Raw genomic sequence first — 18,842 nt, 5'->3', positions numbered from 1 at the left:
GACCGGTCCCCGCCGGCACGCCCCATCCTCGGCGCATGCAGTCAGAGGGTGCGCCGGCCACCGCGGCGCGAAGCAGGATCGGCTTCGGAGCCGCGCTGGCCCGGGCGGTGCGCCTGAGCTTCCGGTGCCGGGGCCGGGCCTCGCGGCCGGAGTTCTGGTACTTCTTCCTGGCCTACGTGCCGCTGGTCCTGACGCTCGGGGGTATCGAGAACGCCGTGGACGAAGAGTGGTTCTCCATCCTCGGCACCGTGGTCTACCTGCCGTGGCTGGTGCCGTTCGTCAGCGTCGGAGTCCGGCGGTTGCACGACACCGGCCGCTCCGGCTGGTGGTGCGTCGGCGTCATCTCCTGCATCGGCTGGCTCCTCCTGACCATCTTCTGGAGTGAACGGGGCAAACCGGGGGAGAACCGGTTCGGCCCGCCGCCGACGTGACACGGGGTCAGCGGGGCGTCACGGCGTTTCGTAGACTGCCCACGTGGGCAACGGGCGAGTCGTGGCCGGCCGCTACCGGCTGGAGGAGGAGCTCGGCCGGGGTGGCATGGGCGTCGTCTGGCGGGCGGTCGATCTCGAGCTCGGCCGGCAGGTGACGCTGAAGCGGTCGCTGGGCGAGGACGCCGGGCAGATCCGGCGGGAGGCGCGGATCGGGGCCGGGCTGCTGCACTCGAACGTCGTCACCGTGTTCGACACGGTCGTCGACGGGGACGCGCACTGGCTGGTCACGGAGTACCTGGCCGCCCGGAGCCTCGAAGAGCTCGTCGACGACGACGGGCCGCTGCCCGAGGACCGGGTCCGGCGGATCGGCGCGCAGCTCGCGGCCGCGCTCGCGGACATGCACTCCCGCGGTATCGTCCACCGCGACGTCAAGCCGGGCAACGTCCTGGTGACCGCGGACGACGTCGCCAAGCTGACCGACCTGGGCATCGCCCGCTGGACCGAGGTCACCCGCACCGGCGGCGCCCAGCTCACCGGCACGCTCGGGTACGTCGCGCCGGAGGTGGCCGACGGCGGCGAAGCCGGTCCCGCCTCGGACGTCTTCTCCTTGGGCGCCACGCTCTACGCCGCGATCGAAGGCCGGTCGCCGTGGGGCTCGGGCGAGGACGGCCCGTTCGCGCAGATGCGCCGCGCCGCCGGCGGACGGCCCGCGCCGGCCGAGCGCGCGGGGCGGTTCGCGCCGGTGCTCACCGCGCTGATGGCCCGGCACCCCGCCGACCGGCCGAGCGCCGCGGAGGCGGTCACCCTGCTCACCGCGGACGCGCCGGTGCCGCGACGGCCGCGACGCCGCCTGCGCCGCCGGCTGCTCGCCGGGGCCGCCGTGGCGGTGGTGGCCGCGCTGGTCGCCGGGTTCTTCCTGACGCGGCCGCTGTCGGCGACCACGAACACCGCCGCGAACGCACCGAACACCTTGGGCGCGGATCCGGCCGCGACGGATCCGTGCGCGGCGATCTCGACCGACTCGCTCGTCCCGTTCGGGGAGCCGTTCGTGGATCCCGAGGTGCTGGACTTCGGCACCTGCGTGGTCACGACCACCCTCGCCGACGACACCGGCCAGGTGCAGACCGTCCTCTCCCTGACCGGCCCGCTGCGATACCCGCCCCGGCCGCCGGTGCCCGGGCGGGTGGGCGACATCGAACGTCCCGAAGCCCGCGACGGCGCCTGCGAGCGGGCCATCTCGCTGGCCGACGCCAACCGGATCGTCGTCACCTCGCACCCGACCGACCGCGCGCAGGACGCGCCGCTGTGCGCCTTCTCGGAGGCGGTGCTGTCCGGCGTGCTGGCCAAGCTCGCCAACGGGCCCTTGCCGGTGCGCGAGCGGCCGTTCCCGGAGTGGTCCTTGGCCCACGTCGACGCCTGCGGCCTGCTCGACGTCACCGAGACGTCGGGCGTGCTGGGCCAGGCCAAGGCACCGGACCGCGAATTCGGTGGCTGGGGCTGCACCTGGGAGCACGACGCGCGCACGATCACCGTCGAATACAGCCGGGAATGGCCGATCGAGGCGGACTCGGACGTGCCCGGCGACCGGATCCGCGTGGGCAACCGCAACGCCGTCGTGGCGCCGGTGCCGGGCGGGCGGCCGGAGTGCGGCGTCGAGGTCGTGCACCGCTTCTACACCCCGGTGCTGGCGGTCCTGCCCGGCACCGACCCGCACCGCGAGGAGGTCGCGACGGTATCCCTCCAGGACGCCAAGGCGGCCGACGGGAACGCGCTCTGCGCGACCACGCGTTCGCTGGCCGACGACCTCGTCAAGCGGCTGCCGTGAGCCGGGGACCGGTCCCGGGCGACCTCGGCTAGAAAGAGCGGAGCCGGAACCGGCCGGGGAGAGACGGGACGCGAAGTGGCGATGCGGGTGGTGGCCGGCGTGGTGCTCCTGGTGGTGGCCGCGGCCGCTCCGACGGCCGAGGGGGCCGCCGGATCGGTACCGCGGACGCTGCACGTCGGGTCGCACGGGGAGTACCCGACCGTCCAGGCCGCGGCCGACGCGGCCCGCGCGGGCGACACGGTCGCGATCGAGGCCGGCACCTACCCCGGCGGGCTGACCATCCGCCACGACGGCGCCCCGGGCCGGCCGATCCGGTTCACCGGCACCGGCGGTACGGCCGTGCTGACCGGCGCCGGCGGCCTGGCCGTGGGCGGGCACGGCTGGCTGGAGTTCACCGGCGTGACCGTGGCCGGCTCGACGCGCTTCGGCGTGTACGCCGAGAACGCGCACGACCTCGTGTTCGACCGCTTCGGCGTCGACGGTTCGCGCGATGGCGGGCTCGTGCTGGTGGGCACGCGGCGGGTGCGCGTCGCGCACTGCGACATCCGCGGCACCAACTCCCGCGGCACGTCGGCCGACCACGAAGCGCTGAGCATCGCTTCGGGCTCGTCGGACGTCGAGGTGTCCGGCTGCCGCGTGCACGACAACGGCGAGGAGGGCATCGACGTCAAGTACGACGACGCGGCCCGGGTGAAGATCCACCACAACGTCGTGACCGGCAACCGGGGCCCGGACATCTACGTCGACTCTTCGTCCACTGTGGACGTCTACGCCAACGTCGTGAGCGGGACCCGCGAGGCCACCAAGGCCGGGATCGGGCTCGCCGTCGAGGACTACTCGGAAAGCCGGCTGCTCTCCGGCATCCGAGTCTTCGACAACCTGTCCACCGGCAACGCGCAGGCCGGGCTGAGCCTCTGGGTCGAGTCGACCGGGACCATGCGGAACCTGGAGATCGTCAACAACACCTTCGCCGGCAACGGCCGCGGCTCGGTGGTCCTCGACGCCGACCGGTTCGCCGGGACGAACACCTTGCGCAACAACGTTTTCGGCGACGGTCCGGTCGAGCCGGGGCCGTTCGCCGCCGACCACAACTTCACCGGCGACCCGGGGTTCGCCGATCCGGCCCGCGGCGACTTCCACCTCGTCGCGGGCTCGGCGGCGATCGACGCCGGCAGCCCCGAGCACGCCCCGTCGTCCGACCTCGACGGTGTCGCCCGGCCCGCCGGCGCGGGCTTCGACATCGGCGCCTACGAGCGGAGGTAGCGATGCCCACCGGACGTCTCGACCCGCACCGCCAGCGCAGCTTGCGCCACGGCGTCGCCGACACCGTGCCGGGCACGCTGAGCGCGCTCACCGTCACCGGCGGCGTCGCGGTGCCGCCGTCGCCCGGGAGCCGGGTGACGTTCGGGCGCAACCGGCTGGAGGTCGACGTCTGCGTCGGCGAGGAAGACGTGCGGATCAGCCGGGTCCACGGCCAGCTCGTGCGCGAGCGGGACCGCTGGTGGCTCAGCAACACCGGCCGCTCGCCGATCCGGCTGTCCGACAGCGTCCTGCTGCACCGCGACAGCGAACCGCTGCCGCTGGCCGAGGGCTACACCGCGCTGTTCCTGCGCGGCACGCGTGAGCACGTGCTGGAGCTGCTCGTCTCCGACGGCGAGGCCGAAGTCGCCACGCGCCGCCCGACGCACCCGACGGCGCCGCCGAAACGCTGGCGGCTCTCGCCGGAGGAGCACCTCGTGCTGGCGGTGCTCGGGCAGCGCTACCTCGGCTACGACCCCCAGCCGCTGCCGCTGTCCCGGCAGCAGGCGGCCGCGGAGCTCGCCGAGCGGCGGCCGGGCGAGAGCTGGACGGCCAAGCGCGTCGAACACCTCGTTTCCCGGGTCCGGCAACGGCTTTCCGACGCCGGGGTGCACGGGCTGCGGCGCGAGGAGGTGGGGGAGCCGGTGGGGCTGACCCTGACCGTGAACCTGCTCCGCGAGCTGGTGCTGTCGACGACGCTGGTGCCGATGGACCTGGAGTGGCTCGAACTCCCCGACCCGCCGCTCTTCCCCGGATGACGGCCGAAGCCTCGACGTTTCGCGACCTGCTCGGTGGTGGCCCGGCCAAACGGCTGGCGCGCGCCGCGGCAAGGCTCGCGGCGGCCTTTCCCGAACCACCCGCCGATCCGCCGGCCGACCGGGCGATCCGCGCCTACCGCACGGCTTTGCGGCTGGCGTTGCGCGTGGACACCGCGCGGGCCGAGGAGCTCTTCCGGCGGTACGACCACCGGATCCCGGCGGAGCGCTACCCGCTGACCGCGGCCGACGAGCCTTGGCTGACGGGCTCGGACCGCCCCGCGTCGACGGTCGTGTTCGAGGTGGCGACCCGGCTGGGGCTGCCGGAATCGCGGCTGCGCGCCCGGGACCGGCTGGCCGGACTGCTCACGGATGCCGCGTCGACCGTGCGCGCCTTCGACCGGTGGCGCGCGGCGGGCGTACTCGACCTCGACGTCGTGACGCGGGTCCTGCGCCGCTCCTCGGCCCCGGAGTTCGGCCGCGACGAGCAGATGTGGCGCCTCTTCTTCGAGCACCTGCCGCCCGAGCTGGTGCCGGACCTGTTCGAGGTGCGGCGGTTCCTCGGGCACGGCGTGGCCGCCGTCCGGCTGGCCGGTACGCCGGACCAGGAGCGCCACGCGCTCGATGTTTGCCTGGCCAGTGCGGAGATCGACGACGTGACGGCCGGGCTGGCTTTGGCGCGTGACCGAGGGGACGCGGTCACAGCGCTGTCCGGACGGCTGGCGGACCTGCTGGCCGAGGCCGGCCGGTACACCGAAGCGCTCGTGACGTGCCCGCCCGGCCGGGACGAGCGGGCCGACCGCCTGGTGGACCTCTTCGTGACCGACGTCCACCGGCTGCTCGAAGCGGAAGACATCACCGAGGCCGCGCGGCAGCTGCGGCAGGTCCTCGACCACCATGACCACCCTCGGCTGGCCGAGCTGCGGGCGACGCTCGCGGGCGTGGCGCGCCGGCACTTCGGGGAGCTCCTGCGCCGCGGTGACGACCGGCGCGACGTCCTCCGGGCGTGGAGCCGCGTCGAGGAGGCCGCGGGGGAGCCGGCCCAGGCGGCCGCCCGGGCCGAGGACGGCGGCGAGTTCTTCCGTGCCCACCAGCTGTTCCTGCGGGCCGGCCGGTTCGGCGAGGCGGTCCGGGTGCTACGGGACGACGACACGCCCGACGCGCTGGCCGCCCGGGCGGAGGCGTGCGAAGCAGGCGGTGACGCGGCCGGCGCGGCGGGCCTGTTCGACCGCATCGGGCAGCTGGAGCGGGCGGTTCCGCTGTATGTGGCGGCGGGCTGGTTCGCCGCCGCGGCGGACTGCCTCGTGCGGTGGCTCGGCGACGCCGCGGCCGACGACGTCCGGCTGGCCGAATGCCTGCGCCGGACCGGTGACCACGAGGAGCTCGTGCGGCGCTGCCTGACGGCGATCGAGGCGCGCGGAGCGGCGTCCCCGGCCGCGGACGTCCTGCACGAGCTCGTCGACGACGGCCTGGTACCGCCGGAGCTGACCACGCGCGTCACCGAGGCGCTCGACGCGCTGGGCGCGCGGGAACGCGTCCGGTTCGAAGAGCACGCGCAGGCGTGGGTCGCCCGGGCCCGCGCGGACGTCGACGCGCGCTACAGCGGCATCTGGGGGTTCGACCTCGGCACCACGACCTGCGCCGCCGCTGTCTACGACACCGAGACGCGGCAACCGGTGTTCTGCCCGTGGAAGGGCGAAGTGCACTTCGCCTCGACGGTGAGCCTGGACCGCGACGGCAACGAGCTGGTCGGCCTGCACGGCGAGGAAACGCTCGCGCCGTGGCTGACCGGCCACATCGGCGCCGCCAAGCGGAAGATGGGCCGCGGCACCATCTTCAAGGTCCGCGACCGCACCTTCCGCCCGGAAGAGGTCGCCGCCCGGCTCGTCCGGCACGCCCGGGGCCTGGTCGCGACCTTCCTGACGGACCGGGTGCGCGAGCGCGTCGCGGACCTGGCCGCCGACGAGCTGGGCGCGGTGCGCGAGGACTGGCTGGCGTGGGCCGAGCGGAACCACGACCTGCGGCTGGAGCGGCCGCGGGTGGTCGTGACCATCCCCGCCTACTTCACCAACAACCAGAAGGCCGCCACGCGCGCGGCGTGCCGGATCGCCGGGGTCGACCTCGTCCGGCTGATCCACGAGCCGACGGCGGCGTGCATCACCGCCGCGCGCGAACGGCGGCTCGGCGGGGCTATCGCCGTCGTCGACCTCGGCGCGGGCACGCTGGACCTGAGCCTGCTCGACGTCGGCGAGAACGTCTACGACGTGCGGCAAGTGGGCGGGGACAGCGGCTTCGGCGGCCAGGACTTCGACACCGCCGTCACCACCGCCTTGGCGAACGGCTTGGACCGGCGCGGCATCACCGTGCCGGCGAGCGGTTCGGTGCGGCGGCGCCTGGCGATCGCCGCGGAGAGCCTGAAGGTCGAGCTGTCCGCACAGGAACACGCCGAGTACGAACTGCGCGGCCTCGGCGACGGCGACGTCCGCCTGGAGCTGACCCGCGCCGAGCTGGCGGAGATCCTGGCCACGCAGCTGGCGCACCTGCACGAGATCTGCGCCGGGTTCAGCTCGTCGGTCACCACCCGCCCGGAGCACCTGGTGCTGGTCGGCCGGCCGATGTTCTCCCCGCTGGTGCGGGAGACGGTCGAGCGGGCGTTCGGGCTGCGCCGGACCGTGGTGTCCGATCCGCGGACGGCGGTGGCCGGCGGCGCCGCGCTCCTCGGCGCGATGCGCGACGGCTCGCTCGACGACATCGTGCTGCTCGACGTGACGCCGCTGTCGCTGGGGATCCGGGTGCACGACGAACACGGCCGCGAAAGCCTGTCGGAACTCGTGCCGCGCAACACCACCATCCCGGCGACGCGTTCGGACGTCTTCACCACGCACGCCGACAACCAGTCCGTGGTGCGCGTCGAGATCTTCAACGGCGGGCTGGACCAGGAGTCGAAGATCGGCCAGTTCCTGCTGTCCGGGATCCCGCCCGCGGAGAAGGGCGTGCCCAAGATCGACGTCACGTTCGAGATCGACGCGAGCTGCGTGCTTTCGGTGACCGCGCGGGACCGGGCCACGGGCCAGGCCGGGTCGATCCGGATCGCCGACACCACCCTGCTTTCGCCGCGGGAGGTGGCCGAGCTGACCCGCAGCTACGAACGGCAGCGGGAGATCGAGCAGCGGCAGCAGGATCTCGCCGGCCTCCGCGAGCGCTTGCGCGAGCTGGCGGCGTCCACAATGGACGACGACACGGCCGCGGCGTGGCAGGAGTTCCGGCACCGGCTGGACAGTCACGTTCCCGGCGCCGGTGCCGGCGACGCCGGAGCGCTGGTCGAGATGTTCGGCGAGGCCGGCCGGACGGAGGCGGACCTGCGCCGCGCGCGGGAGTCGGTGCGCGAGGCCGCCGTCGCGGCGCTGAACCACCTCGACCGGCCCGGCGGTGAGCTGGCCGCCGACTTCGCCGAAACCACGCGGCTGACCGGCGACCTGACCGCCCGGCTGACCGTGCTGCGCGACCTGGCGGCCAGGATCGCCCGCTGGAACGCGGTCCTGGTGCGGCTGGCGCTGGCCGAGCCGGATCCGGTGCGCCGCTTCCGCACGCACTACGCGGCCGGCGACTTCCGGCAGGCGCTGGCCGCGCTCGACGGGCCGCCGACGGCCGCCGAGGACCGCCGCCGGTACGCCCGCTGCCTCGCCGAGACCGGCGACGTCGACGGCTACCGGGAGTTCCGCCGGGCCGGACCCGCGACTGTGCCGCCGGCGCTGGTCCGGGTGGGCGCGGAGGCCCGCGCCGGGTTCCTGGTCTCCGACCGCCTGGTCGTCACCGGCCGGGCGGGGCTCACCGCGGACGCCGTCGTCACCACCGGCCACGGCACCCGGAGCGTGGCCCGGATCCACCTGCCGGAGCACGACGTCGCCGTGCTGAGGCTGGCCGAGCCGGTCGAAACCGCGGTGCCGCCCCTGGGATATCCCGCGCTCGTGCGGATCGGCGACCCGCTGCGGACGGCCGGCGGCGAAACCGGCCTGGCCGACCGGTTCGACACGGCCGCCGAGGCTCGGCTGTTCCACGTCGGGCTGCGTCACGCCGACGTGGGCGAGCCGGTGCTGGACGAACTCGGTGAGGTGGTCGGCGTCGTGGTGTCCGCCGAGCCCGGCGGAGCGCTCGTGCTCGGGATCGACGGCCTCGACGCCGTGCTGGCGGAGGCGGGGTTCAGTCGCTGAAGTCGCCGTTGAGCGACTGGGTCGACTCGCCGTCCCCGCTGCCGCTGCTCGCGCCCCAGGGCTGTCCGTCCACTGTGGCCGTCGCGGTCAGCTCGCCGCCGGCGGACCGCATGACGACGTCGTAGACGTGCTTGCCGCTGTGCGGCGCGAAGCTGAAGGTGTGGCTCCACGGCAGCTTGACGTTCTTCTCCTCCGTCGTCTTGCCGTCGATGGTGTAGGTCAGCGTGGTGAGGACCGCCGTCCCGTCGATCTTGATCTCGAGCCGGTGCTGCTGCGCCGGGGGAGCGCTGGACTCCGGGGAGGACGGCGCCGCCGGGGCGGGCGACGGCGTGCCGCCGGTCCCGGCCGAGCACCCGGCGAGCAGGACGGTGGCGACGAGCGCGGGCAGAAGCCTCATACCCCGACTTTAATGCCCGGGGAACGGGTTGGTGCGGGGAACGGGAAACTCCGGCACCTCCGGCAGATGATCTCGTATGGGTGATTCCCCGCGCCACGAGGCCCGACACGCGGCGCGGGCGGCCGTGGACCTGATTAGGTCTCGCCCGGGCCGCCCGGCGTGGGCGGCCCGTCGTCGTCGGGGAAGGAACGTGCCGGGAAGACATGGCCGATCGGACATCGGTGCTCATCGTCGGCGCGGGACCCGCCGGACTGGTACTGGGAAACCTGCTGCGCGCGGCCGGGATCGACACGCTGATCCTGGAACGCGGCGGCCGCGAGCACGTGGAAGCCCGGGCCCGGGCGGGGTTCCTCGGCGCGAACAGCGCCCGGGTGCTGACCGAGCACGGCCTCGACGCCGGGATGCGGCGGCACGGCAGCACCCACGGCACGTGCGCGTTCCGGGACGAGGCCGGGGAGTTCGAGCTGCGGTACGACCGGCTCGGCCGCGGCGAACCGCACACCGTCTACCCGCAGCACCTGCTCGTCACCGACCTCATCGCCGAATACGTGGCCCGCGGCGGCGAACTGCGCTTCGGCGTCACCGTCACGGATGTCGACGCCGAGACCGCGACCGTCCGCTTCCGCGACGACCGGGGGAGCACCGGCGAAGTGGCCGCCCGGTTCCTCGCGGGCTGCGACGGCGGCCACGGGGTCACCCGCCGGGCCGTCCCGGCGCCGACCCGCTGCGCCCGTGACCACGGCATCTCGTGGCTGGCCGTGCTCGCCGAGGCGCCCCAGAGCATGCCGGCGGTCACCTATGCCCTGCACCGCAACGGGTTCGCCGGGCACATGGCGCGCGGCCCGGCGGTGACGCGCTACTACTTGCAGGTCCCACCCGGCGACGACGCCGCGGCCTGGACCGAGGAGCGGATCTGGGCCGAGCTGGCCGTCCGCATGCGTACCGGCGAGTTCGGCGCGCTGCGGCAGGGGCCGGTGACCGAACGCCGGATCGTGCGCCTGCGCTCGGACGTCGTCGATCCCGTGCAGCACGGCAGGTTGTTCCTCGTCGGGGACGCCGCCAGCCTGATCAGCCCGTCGGCCGCCAAGGGCGCCAACCTGGCGATCATGGAGGCCGAGGTGCTGGCCGCCGCGCTCGCCGACGCCCTCCTGCGCGAAGACGAGCACGCCCTCGCCGCGTACTCGCGCACCTGCCTGCCCCGCATCTGGCGGGCGCAGGAGTTCTCCCACTGGATGATCGGCCTGCTCCACGACCCGGCCGACGCCGGGACCTTCGGGTCCGCACTCCGCCGCACCCGGCTGCACAACCTGCGCGAATCCCGCGCACACCAGGATTTCTTCGCCGAGAACTACGTCGGCATCTGAACAACAGGAGTGCCCATGACCGCGACGATCGTCCCCACGCTCGCGCCGCAAGACCTCGACCGCCTGATCGCGGCGAAGGACCTCGTCCGTGCCAGTGACACCGATTCGGTGCTCGCGGCGGCGTTGCCGTCGGTGCCCGCCGCCGAACGCGCGGCGCTCGGGGCGCACGCGCCCTTCTCCCACGTCGCGCTGCTGATCTTCCCGGCAACCCTGGACGGGCTCGGTGAGGAACTGGCCCGCCACGGCCTCGAAACCGGGCCGATGCGGCCCAGCGTCGTCGTCCGGGAGCGGCTGAGCCGCCGCTACGGCGTGCCCGCGGAAGACCTGACGGTCGGCATCCTGCGGGCCACGGTGGCCGACCGCGGCGGCCGGCCGTGCTGGCTGGAGATCTTCGTCCTGCTGACCCCGCCGGAGCTGGCCCCCATCGCCGACGCCGAACGCCGGCACGGCCACGAAGGCCACTTCGCGCTCGCGGTACCCCGGGCCGATCCGATCGTCCTGACCGGGCTGCGCGCGGCGATCGCCGGGCAGCTGCGTCCGGACGGAGGCGGCTACAACGGCCACGAAGACGCCACGGTGCTGTACTTCCGCGACGCGCACCACCCCGCGCCGGACTACCGGCGGCTGGAACTGCTCTGCACCGGCGAGTTCCCGGGGGTGCTCGCCGCGCACCGGCGCGAGTCCGAGCCCGGCACGGAACTGCTCGGACTGCTGACCGGTGCCTGGGCCACGCAGGCCGTGGCCACAGCCGTCGAACTGCGCCTGCCGGACCACCTGGCCACGACCGCGGACCTCGCCGCCCTCGCCGCGGCGACCGGCGCCGACCGCGACAGCCTGGGCCGGTTCCTGCGCTACCTGGGCACGCTCGGCGTCGTCCGCGCGACGGCCGCGGGGTACGTGCTCACCGAAGCGGGGGCCCTGCTGCGCTCCGGCGTCGAAGGGTCCATGGCGGCGCTCGCCCTGATGTACGGCGGCCCGTTCTACGAGTCGTTCGCGGCACTCACCGAAGCGGTCCGCACGGGTGAGGAGTCGTACGCGAAGGTTTTCGGCGCGCACCACTTCGCCCACCTGGCCGCGAATCCCGCGCTGGCGGACCTGTTCCACCGGTCGATGGCGGCCGGCGACGCGATGTTCGCCGAACTCGCCCACGCCGTGGACCTCTCGGCGGCCCGGGTCGTGGTCGACGTGGCCGGCGGCAACGGCGCCCTGCTGTCCCGCGTGCTCGACGCCTGCCCGGAGGCAAGCGGCGTCCTCATGGATCGCCCGGAAGCACTGGCGGTGGCCGGACCGGCGCTGGCCCGCCACGCGACGCGCTGCACCTTGGTTCCGGGCGACTTCACCGAGGCCATCCCCGGCGCCGGTGACGTGTATGTGCTGTCGCGGGTGCTGCACGACTGGGACGACGCGCGGTGCCGGGCGATCCTCACCGTCTGCGCCAAGGGAATGCCGGACGAGGCGGAACTGCTGATCGTCGAACGACTGCTGCCCGAGAGCGAGGGGACGGCATCCCTGGCGGTGCCGTGGGACATCCACATGCTCTGCAACGTCGGCGGCCGCGAACGAACCGAGTCGCACTACCGCGCGTTGCTGGCCGGGGCGGGGTTCGAGCTGACCGGCGTCCGGCCGCTGGCGCTGGATGCCCATGTCTTGCGGGCCCGCAAGGCGGTGCCGCACCCCTGACGCCGAGCGTCCGGACCGCCGGACGGACACAATGGACCTCATGGCAGGTTCCGAGATCACGCGGGTCGGGGTGGTGGCGCACCCGCGGAAGCCGGTGCACGATTCGGTCGGGGTGCTCGTCTCGTACGCCTCGCGCCACGGCGTCGAGCTGGTCGTGCGGGCCACCGACGCGGCGCAGGTCGGGGCCGGCGTGCCGGTCGTGCCCGACGCCGAGTTCGCGGCCGGGGTGGACGCCGTCGTCAGCCTCGGCGGTGACGGGACGATGCTGGGCGCGATGCGGCTGGCCGTCGAGCGGCCGGTGCCGGTGCTCGGGGTGAACTACGGCAACGTCGGGTTCCTGGTCGAGATCACGCCGGCCGAGCTCGCCGGGGCGCTCGAACGGGTGCACACCGGCGACTTCGAGATCGAGCCGCACAACTGCGTCGCGCTGGCGGAAGGCGACGCGACCGCGGTCGCGTTCAACGACGTCGTCGTCGGCGGGGCCGAGCCCGGCGCGACGGTGGAGGTCGACCTGCTGGTCGACGGGGCGCAGTTCGGCTACTACCGGTGCGACGCGCTGATCCTGAGCACCCCGACCGGCTCCACCGCCTACAACTACGCCGCCGGCGGCCCGGTGATCTCCCCGGCGGCGGAGGTGCTCGCGGTGACGCCGGTGGCGTCGATGTCGGGCGTCAGCCGCTCGATCGTGTTGCCCGCCCGCGACGTCATCACGTTGCGTGGCGGGGCCCGCAGCGCTCCGCCGATGGTGCGCGTCGACGGCAACGCGTGGCGGCTGCTGGATCCCGCCACGCCGTTGACGGCGACCCTGCGCCCGGACGCGGCGCAGGTCGTCCGCCTCGATCCCGGGCGGCACGCGCGGCGCAGCCGGGTCAAGCTCAGCCTGCTCGACCTGCCGCTGCGTCCCGAGCAGATGGCCGAACTGCTGCCGACCGAGATGCGAGAGGACCTGGCCCGGCTCCGCGAACGCCGGCAGCTGCCGGAGCACTAGGCCGGCTCACGGAGCCCAGGGCGCCGCGACGGTCCAGCTGCTGTCGGCCGTCACCGTCTGGGGGCGGTCGGAGCCCGTGCCGCCGCCCGAGGCGATGTAGACCTGCGAGTCGAAGTGCCGCAGGAACGCGCCCGGGATGTTCAGCGACTCGAACGTCACCCCCGTGCCGCCGAGGCCCGGCCGGGTGCAGAACGTCGCGTCGGCGCGCATCAGGGCCGAGCCGTCGTCCGGTGCGTTGCGGACGCGGCCGTCCTGGTGGCGCAGGAACTGCCCGGGGTAGTTCACCGACTCGAAGGAGTAGCACGAGGACTCCCCGAGCCCGCGCCGCACGGTGTACGTGGCGTCCTGCTTGAGCAACGCGCTGCTGCCACCGGTCACCACCTCGGTGTAGGCGAGGCCGCCGGCGTGCCGCAGGTACCGGTCGGTGTAGCCCCACGTCGTCACCCGCAGCGACTGCCGCGCGTTGACGGCGAGGGGCACCGAGCTGCGCCACAGCGCCGGCGCCGAGACGTTCCACGTCGCGTCGGCGGCGAAGCTCGTCGCGGTGTCCCACGGGTTCGAGCCACCGCTCTGGGCCAGGTAGACGTTGTCGTTGTAGTGCCGCAGGTAGCGGCCGGGGAGGTTGAGCGACTCGAACGACGTCCCGCCGGCGGCGAGCCCCGGCCGGTCGCACCAGGTGGCGTCCGCGGCGAACGTGCCGCCGGTGTCGCCGTCGAGGCGGATCCGGCCGTCGGCGTGGCGCAGGTACTTGCCGGGGAAGCCGACCGACTCGAAGGAGTAGCAGCGCGCGTCCGCGAGCCCGGCGACCGTCCGGAACGAGGCGTCCTGGCGCGCCGCGTCGGCGCTGCCCGTGGTGAGGATGTCGGTGCGGGCCAAGGAATCCGCGTGCCGCAGGTACCGGTCGGTGAACCCGGGGGTGGTCACCCGGAACGACCGGACGTGCCCGAGCGTCAGCGGCACGGCGGCGTTCAGGTTCTTCGACGCGGCGATCAGGTCGGCGTGCGCCGCGCGGACGCGGGCGGTGTCGACCTTCTGCACCCGCCGGTCGTAGGTGTACAGGCCGTTGTATTCCCCTTCGACGTCGGTGATCTCGGTGTAGACGGACGCCGAGACGCCCTTCGCGGTCATCAGCTGCCGGACGTCCCGGACCATGCCGGTGTAGCGGTCGTTGAGCTGGTCCGCGCTCGTCATCTGCTCGTAGGCGAAGAACTGGCCGTTGGGACTGTATTCGTGGCCCGGGTTGCGCAGTCCGAGCCCGCCGAACTCGCCGAGCACGGACGCCCGGGTCGCGGACGGCCGGGCTGCGTCGGGTCCGGTGTAGACGTGCCAGTCGATGAGGTCGCCGGTGCCCGGGTCACCCTTGGCGGCACAGCAGTTGATGCCGCTGTGCGGGTTCATCAGCCGGGTCGGGTCGTAGCTCTCCAGGCTGGTGGTGACGCGCTTGGTGTCGTCGAAGTTCCATTCGCCCCAGCCTTCGTTGAAGGGCACGTACGTGATGACGGCGGGGGAGAAGCGGTGTTCGTCGACGATCTCGCGGGCTTCGGTCTCGAACTCGGCGATCTGCGCCGGTGTCCGGCTGGACTCGTTGGCCGGTGTCGACGGGATGTCCTGCCACACCAGCAGTCCGAGGCGGTCGGCCCAGTAGTACCAGCGGGCGGGCTCGACCTTGATGTGCTTGCGGACCATGGTGAAGCCTAGGTCCTTGTGCTTGCGCAGGTCGGACGCCAGGGCGTCGTCGGTCGGCGCGGTGTACAGGCCGTCGGGCCAGAAACCCTGGTCCAGCGTGCCGACCTGGAACACGAACTCGCCGTTGAGCGTCGGGCGCACCACGCCGTTGACGGTCTTGGTGCCGACCTCGCGCATGCCGAAGTAGCTGACGACCTGGTCGACCGTGGCGCCCGCGGCGTTGCGCAGCGACACGCGCAGGTCGTAGAGGAACGGGTCGTCGGGTGACCACCGCCGCGCGTTCGGCACCGGCACGGAGAACTCGGTGAAGCCGCCGGTCGCGCTGCCCACGACGGCGCCGCCGGTCATCGACTCGGCGAGCACGGAGTACCCGCCGACGTCGCCCCGGCCGAACACCCGCACGCGCGCGGTGTTGGTCGCCAGGTTCGGGTAGATGTCGACGGAGAAGATCGACGACGGCGCGGTCGGCTCGAGCCAGACGGTCTGCCAGATCCCCGACGTCGGGGTGTAGAAGATGCCGGCGGGGTTGTTGACCTGCTTGCCCAGCGGCTGCTTCTCGCCGCGGCCGTCGGTGGGGTCGTAAACGCGGACGACGATCTCGTTGGCACCGCCGGAAAGGCGCGCGGTGATGTCGGCTTCGAACCGGTCGTAGCCGCCCTTGTGCGAAGCGACCTGGACGCCGTTGACCCACACGGTGGCTTCGTAGTCGACCGCGCCGAAGTGCAGCTGGACGTGCCGGCCCGCCCAGGCCTGCGGCACGGTGAAGGTGCGGCGGTAGAACATCAGGTCGCGGTTGTCGTTGCGCATGATGCCCGACAGCGCCGACTCGACGGGGTAGGGCACGAGGATGCGCTCGGGCAGCGTCTGCCCGAGCGGCGGCGCGGCGTAGCGGTCGACGCTGCCCCCGGAGCCGGTGGCGGGGTTGAGGAACTCCCACTCACCGTTGAGGGACTGCCAGTCGGGCCGCGTCATCTGCGGTCGCGGGTACTCGGGCAGCGGATCGGTGGTGCTCACCTGGGAGGTCCACGGCGTGGACAGCGGCGGCGGCTTGGGCGCGACGGCGGCGTTCGCCGTCGGCGCCAAGGGGACCGTGCACAGCAGCGCGAGAACCAGGACGGCGAGACGGCGCATCGGACTCCTCGGGCGGGGGGACGCACTACCGCGGGCTCGAAAATCGAACATAACACGGAACACGGGCAAACGTAACAACTCAGAAACCACCAGACAATCAACACATGCCTGGCTGCTGCCGTCGTTCACCCGCGCGAGCCCCGCCGAGGGTTGAGCCTCAGCCGCGAATCCGCGGTTCGGTCTGCTTCTGCACCTGCTCGAACTCGACCTCCGGCGCGAGTTCGACGAGCGAAAGCCCGTCCGGCGTGACGTCGAGGACGCACAGGTCGGTGATGATCCGCTGGACGACGCCGCGGCCTGTGTAAGGCAGCGTGCACTCTTCGACGATCTTCGGAGACCCGTCGCGGGCGACGTGCTCCATCAGCACGATCACCTTCTTCGCGCCGTGGACCAGGTCCATCGCGCCGCCCATGCCCTTGACCATCTTGCCGGGGATCATCCAGTTCGCGAGGTCGCCCGCCGCCGAGACCTGCATCGCGCCGAGGATGGCGGCGTCGATCTTGCCGCCGCGGATCATGCCGAAGGACAGCGCCGAGTCGAAGAACGACGCGCCCTTGCGCACCGTGACGGTCTCCTTGCCCGCGTTGATCAGGTCCGGGTCGACGGCGTCTTCCGCCGGGTACGGGCCCACGCCGAGGATGCCGTTCTCCGACTGCAGGACCAGCTCGACGTCGTCGGGGACGTGGTTGGGCACCAGCGTCGGCAGGCCGATCCCGAGGTTGACGTAGTCGCCGTCGCGCAGCTCGCCGGCGGCGCGGGCGGCCATTTCATCGCGGTTCCACGCCATGTCAGCGGGCCTCCGTTCCGGTGCGCACAGTGCGCTTTTCGATCGGCTTGTCCGCCGCCTGCTCCGGCGTCAGCGCCACCACGCGGTGCACGTACGCGCCCGGCAGGTGGACGTCGTTCGGGTCGAGCTCGCCCGGCTCGACCAGCTGCTCGACCTCGGCGACGGTGACGCGGCCGGACATGGCGGCCAGCGGGTTGAAGTTGCGGGCCGCGTCCTTGAAGACGAGGTTCCCGTGCCGGTCGCCGCGCCAGGCGCGGACCAGCCCGTAGTCGGCGACGATCGCGCGCTCGAGGACGTACTCCCGGCCGTCGAAGCTCTGCTTCTGCTTCGGCGGGCTCGCCTTCTCCACGGCGCCGGCGGCGTCGTACTTCCACGGCAGGCCGCCGTCGGCGACCTGGGTGCCGGCGCCGGTGGCGGTGAAGAACGCGGGGATGCCGGAGCCGCCGGCGCGCAGCCGCTCGGCGAGCGTGCCCTGCGGGGTCAGTTCGACCTCCAGCTCGCCGCCGAGGTACTGGCGCGCGAACTCCTTGTTCTCCCCGACGTAGGAGGCGACGACCCGCCGCAGGCGCCCGGCGCCGAGCAGGACGCCCAGGCCCCAGCCGTCGACCCCGGCGTTGTTCGACACCACTTCGAGGTCCGCGGTCCCGGCCTCGAACAGCGCGTGGATGAGGACGGCGGGCACGCCGCACATCCCGAACCCGCCCACCGCGAGCGTGGCGCCGCCGGGGATGTCGGCGATGGCCTTCGCGGCCGACTCGATCACCTTGTCCATGGCCGCCATCAGACTGGACGGCGTATGCGCGGTCAACCAATGAACGCGCTCGACCAGCGGATTGTTCGTCACGCGGTCGAATCCGGTGGGGTAGGGTTCACTGAGTGGACGCACCTGGAGACCTCGTCGGGCGGACCCACCGGGCGCTGCGCGCGGTCGCGGTCCACGAGCCGGGCGGTGCGACGACGACGGCCGTGGCCCGGGAAGCGGGGCTGCCCCGGCCGACGGTGCACCGGTTGCTGATGTCGTTGCAGGGCGTGGGCTTGGTGGAGCGGGAGAGCGACCACTGGGTGCTGGGTCCGGAGCTGTACTTCCTCGGCGTGGCCGCGGCCCGGCGCTACGACGTCACGGAAGCGGCCTTGCCCGTCGTCCGGCGGTTGGCGCTGGCGACGGGGGAGAGCGCGTTCTTCTCGGCGCGGCGCGGGGAGGAGACGATCTGCCTGATCCGCGAGGACGGCGCGTTCCCGATCCGCAGCCACGTCCTGTTCGAGGGGGCGCGTTTCCCGCTGGGCGTCGTCTCGGCGGGAATGGTGGTGCTGGCGCATCTGCCGGACCGCGAGGTCGACGACTACCTCGGCCGCGCGGACCTCGCGAGCTACGGGCCGCAGCACGACGCCGCCGAGATCCGGCGGCACATCGCGGCGACCCGCACGCACGGCTACTCGGTGAACCCCGGTCTGGTGGTGGAGGGCAGCTGGGGGCTCGCGGCGGCGGTGTTCGACGAGGCCGGATCGCCGCGGTGGGCGCTCACCCTGACCGGCGTGGCCCACCGGTTCGGCGCGGACCGGATCCCCCAGCTGGGCGCGTTGCTGCTGCGGGAGGCGCACGCGCTCTCGGAGACGTTGGCGCGCAAGCAAACGCGCGGGTAGGACGCGGCGGAGCGAAACCGGTTTCGATGTTGACTATTTGTTAAGGTGCCCCGATGGAAGAGGAGCTGGACTTCTGGTCGTTCGTCGAGCTGGCCAACCGCCGGCTCGCGACGGAGTACGGCTTCCGCCACCAGCTGGCCACCGAGGTGCTGCTGACCCTCAACCGGGCTTCGGACCTGGTCACCTACGACCTGGAGGCCGCGGTGCATCGGCCGCGCGGGCGGTCGTGGTCGGCGTTCCGGCTGCTGTTCGTGGTCTGGCTGGCCGGCCCCCTCGAACCGAAGAGCGCCGCGCGGCTCACCGGGATGAGCCGGGCGGCGGTGTCGAACCTGATGAAGCCGCTCGTCGCGGACGGCCTGCTCGACCGCGTGCCGGACGAGCGCGACGGCCGCTCGGTCCAGCTGTCGCTGACCGCGGCGGGGCACGACGAGATGGTTTCGGTGTTCCGCGAGCACAACGAACGCGAGTTCGGCTGGACGGCGGCCCTCACCGAGGAAGAGCAGCGGATCCTGGTGATGCTGCTGGGCAAGCTGATCACCGGCCGGACGGGCGCCGACACTCGCAGCCGCCGCTAGCCGGGTTCTGCGGGCCGAGGTCGCGAATGACTCATTCGGGACCTCCGACGCCGCGAATGAGTCATTCGCGAC

At 73.2% G+C, this 18,842-nt stretch carries 14 protein-coding genes; 10 read left to right on the top strand and 4 right to left on the bottom strand.

The annotated features are described in order from the left end of the window. The first annotated feature begins 35 nt into the window (after positions 1-35). The 5 genes from AB0C38_RS42640 (at position 36) to AB0C38_RS42620 (ending at position 8,521) form a co-directional block, all read left to right on the top strand. Positions 36-431 carry a DUF805 domain-containing protein gene (locus AB0C38_RS42640; RefSeq protein WP_360684828.1) on the top strand — a complete coding sequence of 132 codons (396 nt, stop codon included), beginning with the start codon at positions 36-38 and terminating at the stop codon, positions 429-431. A gap of 43 nt (positions 432-474) precedes the next feature. Continuing rightward, positions 475-2,256: a serine/threonine-protein kinase gene (locus AB0C38_RS42635; protein ID WP_360684825.1), complete on the top strand. Its 1,782-nt coding sequence runs from the start codon at positions 475-477 to the stop codon at positions 2,254-2,256. An 81-nt stretch (positions 2,257-2,337) separates the two neighbouring features. Then, positions 2,338-3,519 carry a right-handed parallel beta-helix repeat-containing protein gene (locus AB0C38_RS42630; protein ID WP_360684986.1) on the top strand — a complete coding sequence of 394 codons (1,182 nt, stop codon included), beginning with the start codon at positions 2,338-2,340 and terminating at the stop codon, positions 3,517-3,519. Positions 3,520-3,521: 2 nt separating this feature from the next. Beyond that, on the top strand, positions 3,522-4,313 hold the full coding sequence (locus AB0C38_RS42625; protein ID WP_360684822.1) for an FHA domain-containing protein: 792 nt from the start codon (positions 3,522-3,524) through the stop codon (positions 4,311-4,313). Next, a complete protein-coding gene (locus AB0C38_RS42620; RefSeq protein ID WP_360684819.1) occupies positions 4,310-8,521 on the top strand; it encodes an Hsp70 family protein in 4,212 nt (1,403 codons plus the stop codon). Before AB0C38_RS42625 ends, AB0C38_RS42620 begins: the two co-directional genes overlap by 4 nt. Here AB0C38_RS42620 and AB0C38_RS42615 read toward each other — a convergent pair. Continuing rightward, positions 8,511-8,918, bottom strand: coding sequence for a hypothetical protein (locus tag AB0C38_RS42615; RefSeq protein WP_360684816.1), 408 nt, complete (start codon positions 8,916-8,918; stop codon positions 8,511-8,513). The two genes, AB0C38_RS42620 and AB0C38_RS42615, sit on opposite strands and share 11 nt — an antisense overlap. Before the next feature lie 203 nt (positions 8,919-9,121). Between AB0C38_RS42615 and AB0C38_RS42610 the strand changes: the two genes are divergently transcribed. The 3 genes from AB0C38_RS42610 to AB0C38_RS42600 are packed head-to-tail and all read left to right on the top strand — an operon-like array spanning position 9,122 to position 12,950. Then, positions 9,122-10,282, top strand: coding sequence for a 4-hydroxybenzoate 3-monooxygenase (locus AB0C38_RS42610; protein ID WP_360684813.1), 1,161 nt, complete (start codon positions 9,122-9,124; stop codon positions 10,280-10,282). A gap of 15 nt (positions 10,283-10,297) precedes the next feature. Continuing rightward, the gene (locus tag AB0C38_RS42605) at positions 10,298-11,962 is read left to right on the top strand and encodes a methyltransferase (RefSeq protein ID WP_360684810.1); all 1,665 of its coding nucleotides are present in this window, start codon (positions 10,298-10,300) and stop codon (positions 11,960-11,962) included. A gap of 40 nt (positions 11,963-12,002) precedes the next feature. After that, positions 12,003-12,950, top strand: coding sequence for an NAD(+)/NADH kinase (locus AB0C38_RS42600; RefSeq protein ID WP_360684807.1), 948 nt, complete (start codon positions 12,003-12,005; stop codon positions 12,948-12,950). 6 nt (positions 12,951-12,956) lie between these two features. Here AB0C38_RS42600 and AB0C38_RS42595 read toward each other — a convergent pair whose 3' ends face one another. From AB0C38_RS42595 to AB0C38_RS42585, 3 genes are all read right to left on the bottom strand, one after another. Further along, the gene (locus AB0C38_RS42595; protein ID WP_360684804.1) at positions 12,957-15,767 is read right to left on the bottom strand and encodes an AbfB domain-containing protein; all 2,811 of its coding nucleotides are present in this window, start codon (positions 15,765-15,767) and stop codon (positions 12,957-12,959) included. Between the two features lie 157 nt (positions 15,768-15,924). Continuing rightward, positions 15,925-16,554 carry a CoA transferase subunit B gene (locus AB0C38_RS42590; RefSeq protein ID WP_360684801.1) on the bottom strand — a complete coding sequence of 210 codons (630 nt, stop codon included), beginning with the start codon at positions 16,552-16,554 and terminating at the stop codon, positions 15,925-15,927. A 1-nt stretch (position 16,555) separates the two neighbouring features. Continuing rightward, complete coding sequence (locus AB0C38_RS42585) at positions 16,556-17,326, bottom strand: CoA transferase subunit A (RefSeq protein ID WP_360684798.1); 771 nt, start codon at positions 17,324-17,326, stop codon at positions 16,556-16,558. 104 nt (positions 17,327-17,430) lie between these two features. Between AB0C38_RS42585 and AB0C38_RS42580 the strand changes: the two genes are divergently transcribed. Further along, positions 17,431-18,195, top strand: coding sequence for an IclR family transcriptional regulator (locus AB0C38_RS42580; protein WP_360684795.1), 765 nt, complete (start codon positions 17,431-17,433; stop codon positions 18,193-18,195). Between the two features lie 53 nt (positions 18,196-18,248). After that, the gene (locus AB0C38_RS42575; protein ID WP_360684792.1) at positions 18,249-18,770 is read left to right on the top strand and encodes a MarR family transcriptional regulator; all 522 of its coding nucleotides are present in this window, start codon (positions 18,249-18,251) and stop codon (positions 18,768-18,770) included. Positions 18,771-18,842: the final 72 nt, after the last annotated feature.

The organism is Amycolatopsis sp. NPDC048633 (assembly GCF_040650695.1).
Classification (GTDB): Bacteria; Actinomycetota; Actinomycetes; order Mycobacteriales; family Pseudonocardiaceae; genus Amycolatopsis.
Note: the sequence above shows the minus strand (reverse complement) of the source record. Positions and strands in the feature narration are given on the sequence as shown.

Bases quoted from the DNA above. Each gene is read 5' to 3' on its own strand.
- AB0C38_RS42600 (WP_360684807.1), top strand. From the start codon at position 12,003: ATGGCAGGTTCCGAGATCACGCGGGTCGGGGTGGTGGCGCACCCGCGG.
- AB0C38_RS42615 (WP_360684816.1), bottom strand. From the start codon at position 8,918: ATGAGGCTTCTGCCCGCGCTCGTCGCCACCGTCCTGCTCGCCGGGTGC.
- AB0C38_RS42625 (WP_360684822.1), top strand. From the start codon at position 3,522: ATGCCCACCGGACGTCTCGACCCGCACCGCCAGCGCAGCTTGCGCCAC.
- AB0C38_RS42630 (WP_360684986.1), top strand. From the start codon at position 2,338: ATGCGGGTGGTGGCCGGCGTGGTGCTCCTGGTGGTGGCCGCGGCCGCT.
- AB0C38_RS42605 (WP_360684810.1), top strand. From the start codon at position 10,298: ATGACCGCGACGATCGTCCCCACGCTCGCGCCGCAAGACCTCGACCGC.
- AB0C38_RS42590 (WP_360684801.1), bottom strand. From the start codon at position 16,554: ATGGCGTGGAACCGCGATGAAATGGCCGCCCGCGCCGCCGGCGAGCTG.
- AB0C38_RS42640 (WP_360684828.1), top strand. From the start codon at position 36: ATGCAGTCAGAGGGTGCGCCGGCCACCGCGGCGCGAAGCAGGATCGGC.
- AB0C38_RS42575 (WP_360684792.1), top strand. From the start codon at position 18,249: ATGGAAGAGGAGCTGGACTTCTGGTCGTTCGTCGAGCTGGCCAACCGC.
- AB0C38_RS42585 (WP_360684798.1), bottom strand. From the start codon at position 17,326: ATGGACAAGGTGATCGAGTCGGCCGCGAAGGCCATCGCCGACATCCCC.
- AB0C38_RS42595 (WP_360684804.1), bottom strand. From the start codon at position 15,767: ATGCGCCGTCTCGCCGTCCTGGTTCTCGCGCTGCTGTGCACGGTCCCC.
- AB0C38_RS42610 (WP_360684813.1), top strand. From the start codon at position 9,122: ATGGCCGATCGGACATCGGTGCTCATCGTCGGCGCGGGACCCGCCGGA.
- AB0C38_RS42620 (WP_360684819.1), top strand. From the start codon at position 4,310: ATGACGGCCGAAGCCTCGACGTTTCGCGACCTGCTCGGTGGTGGCCCG.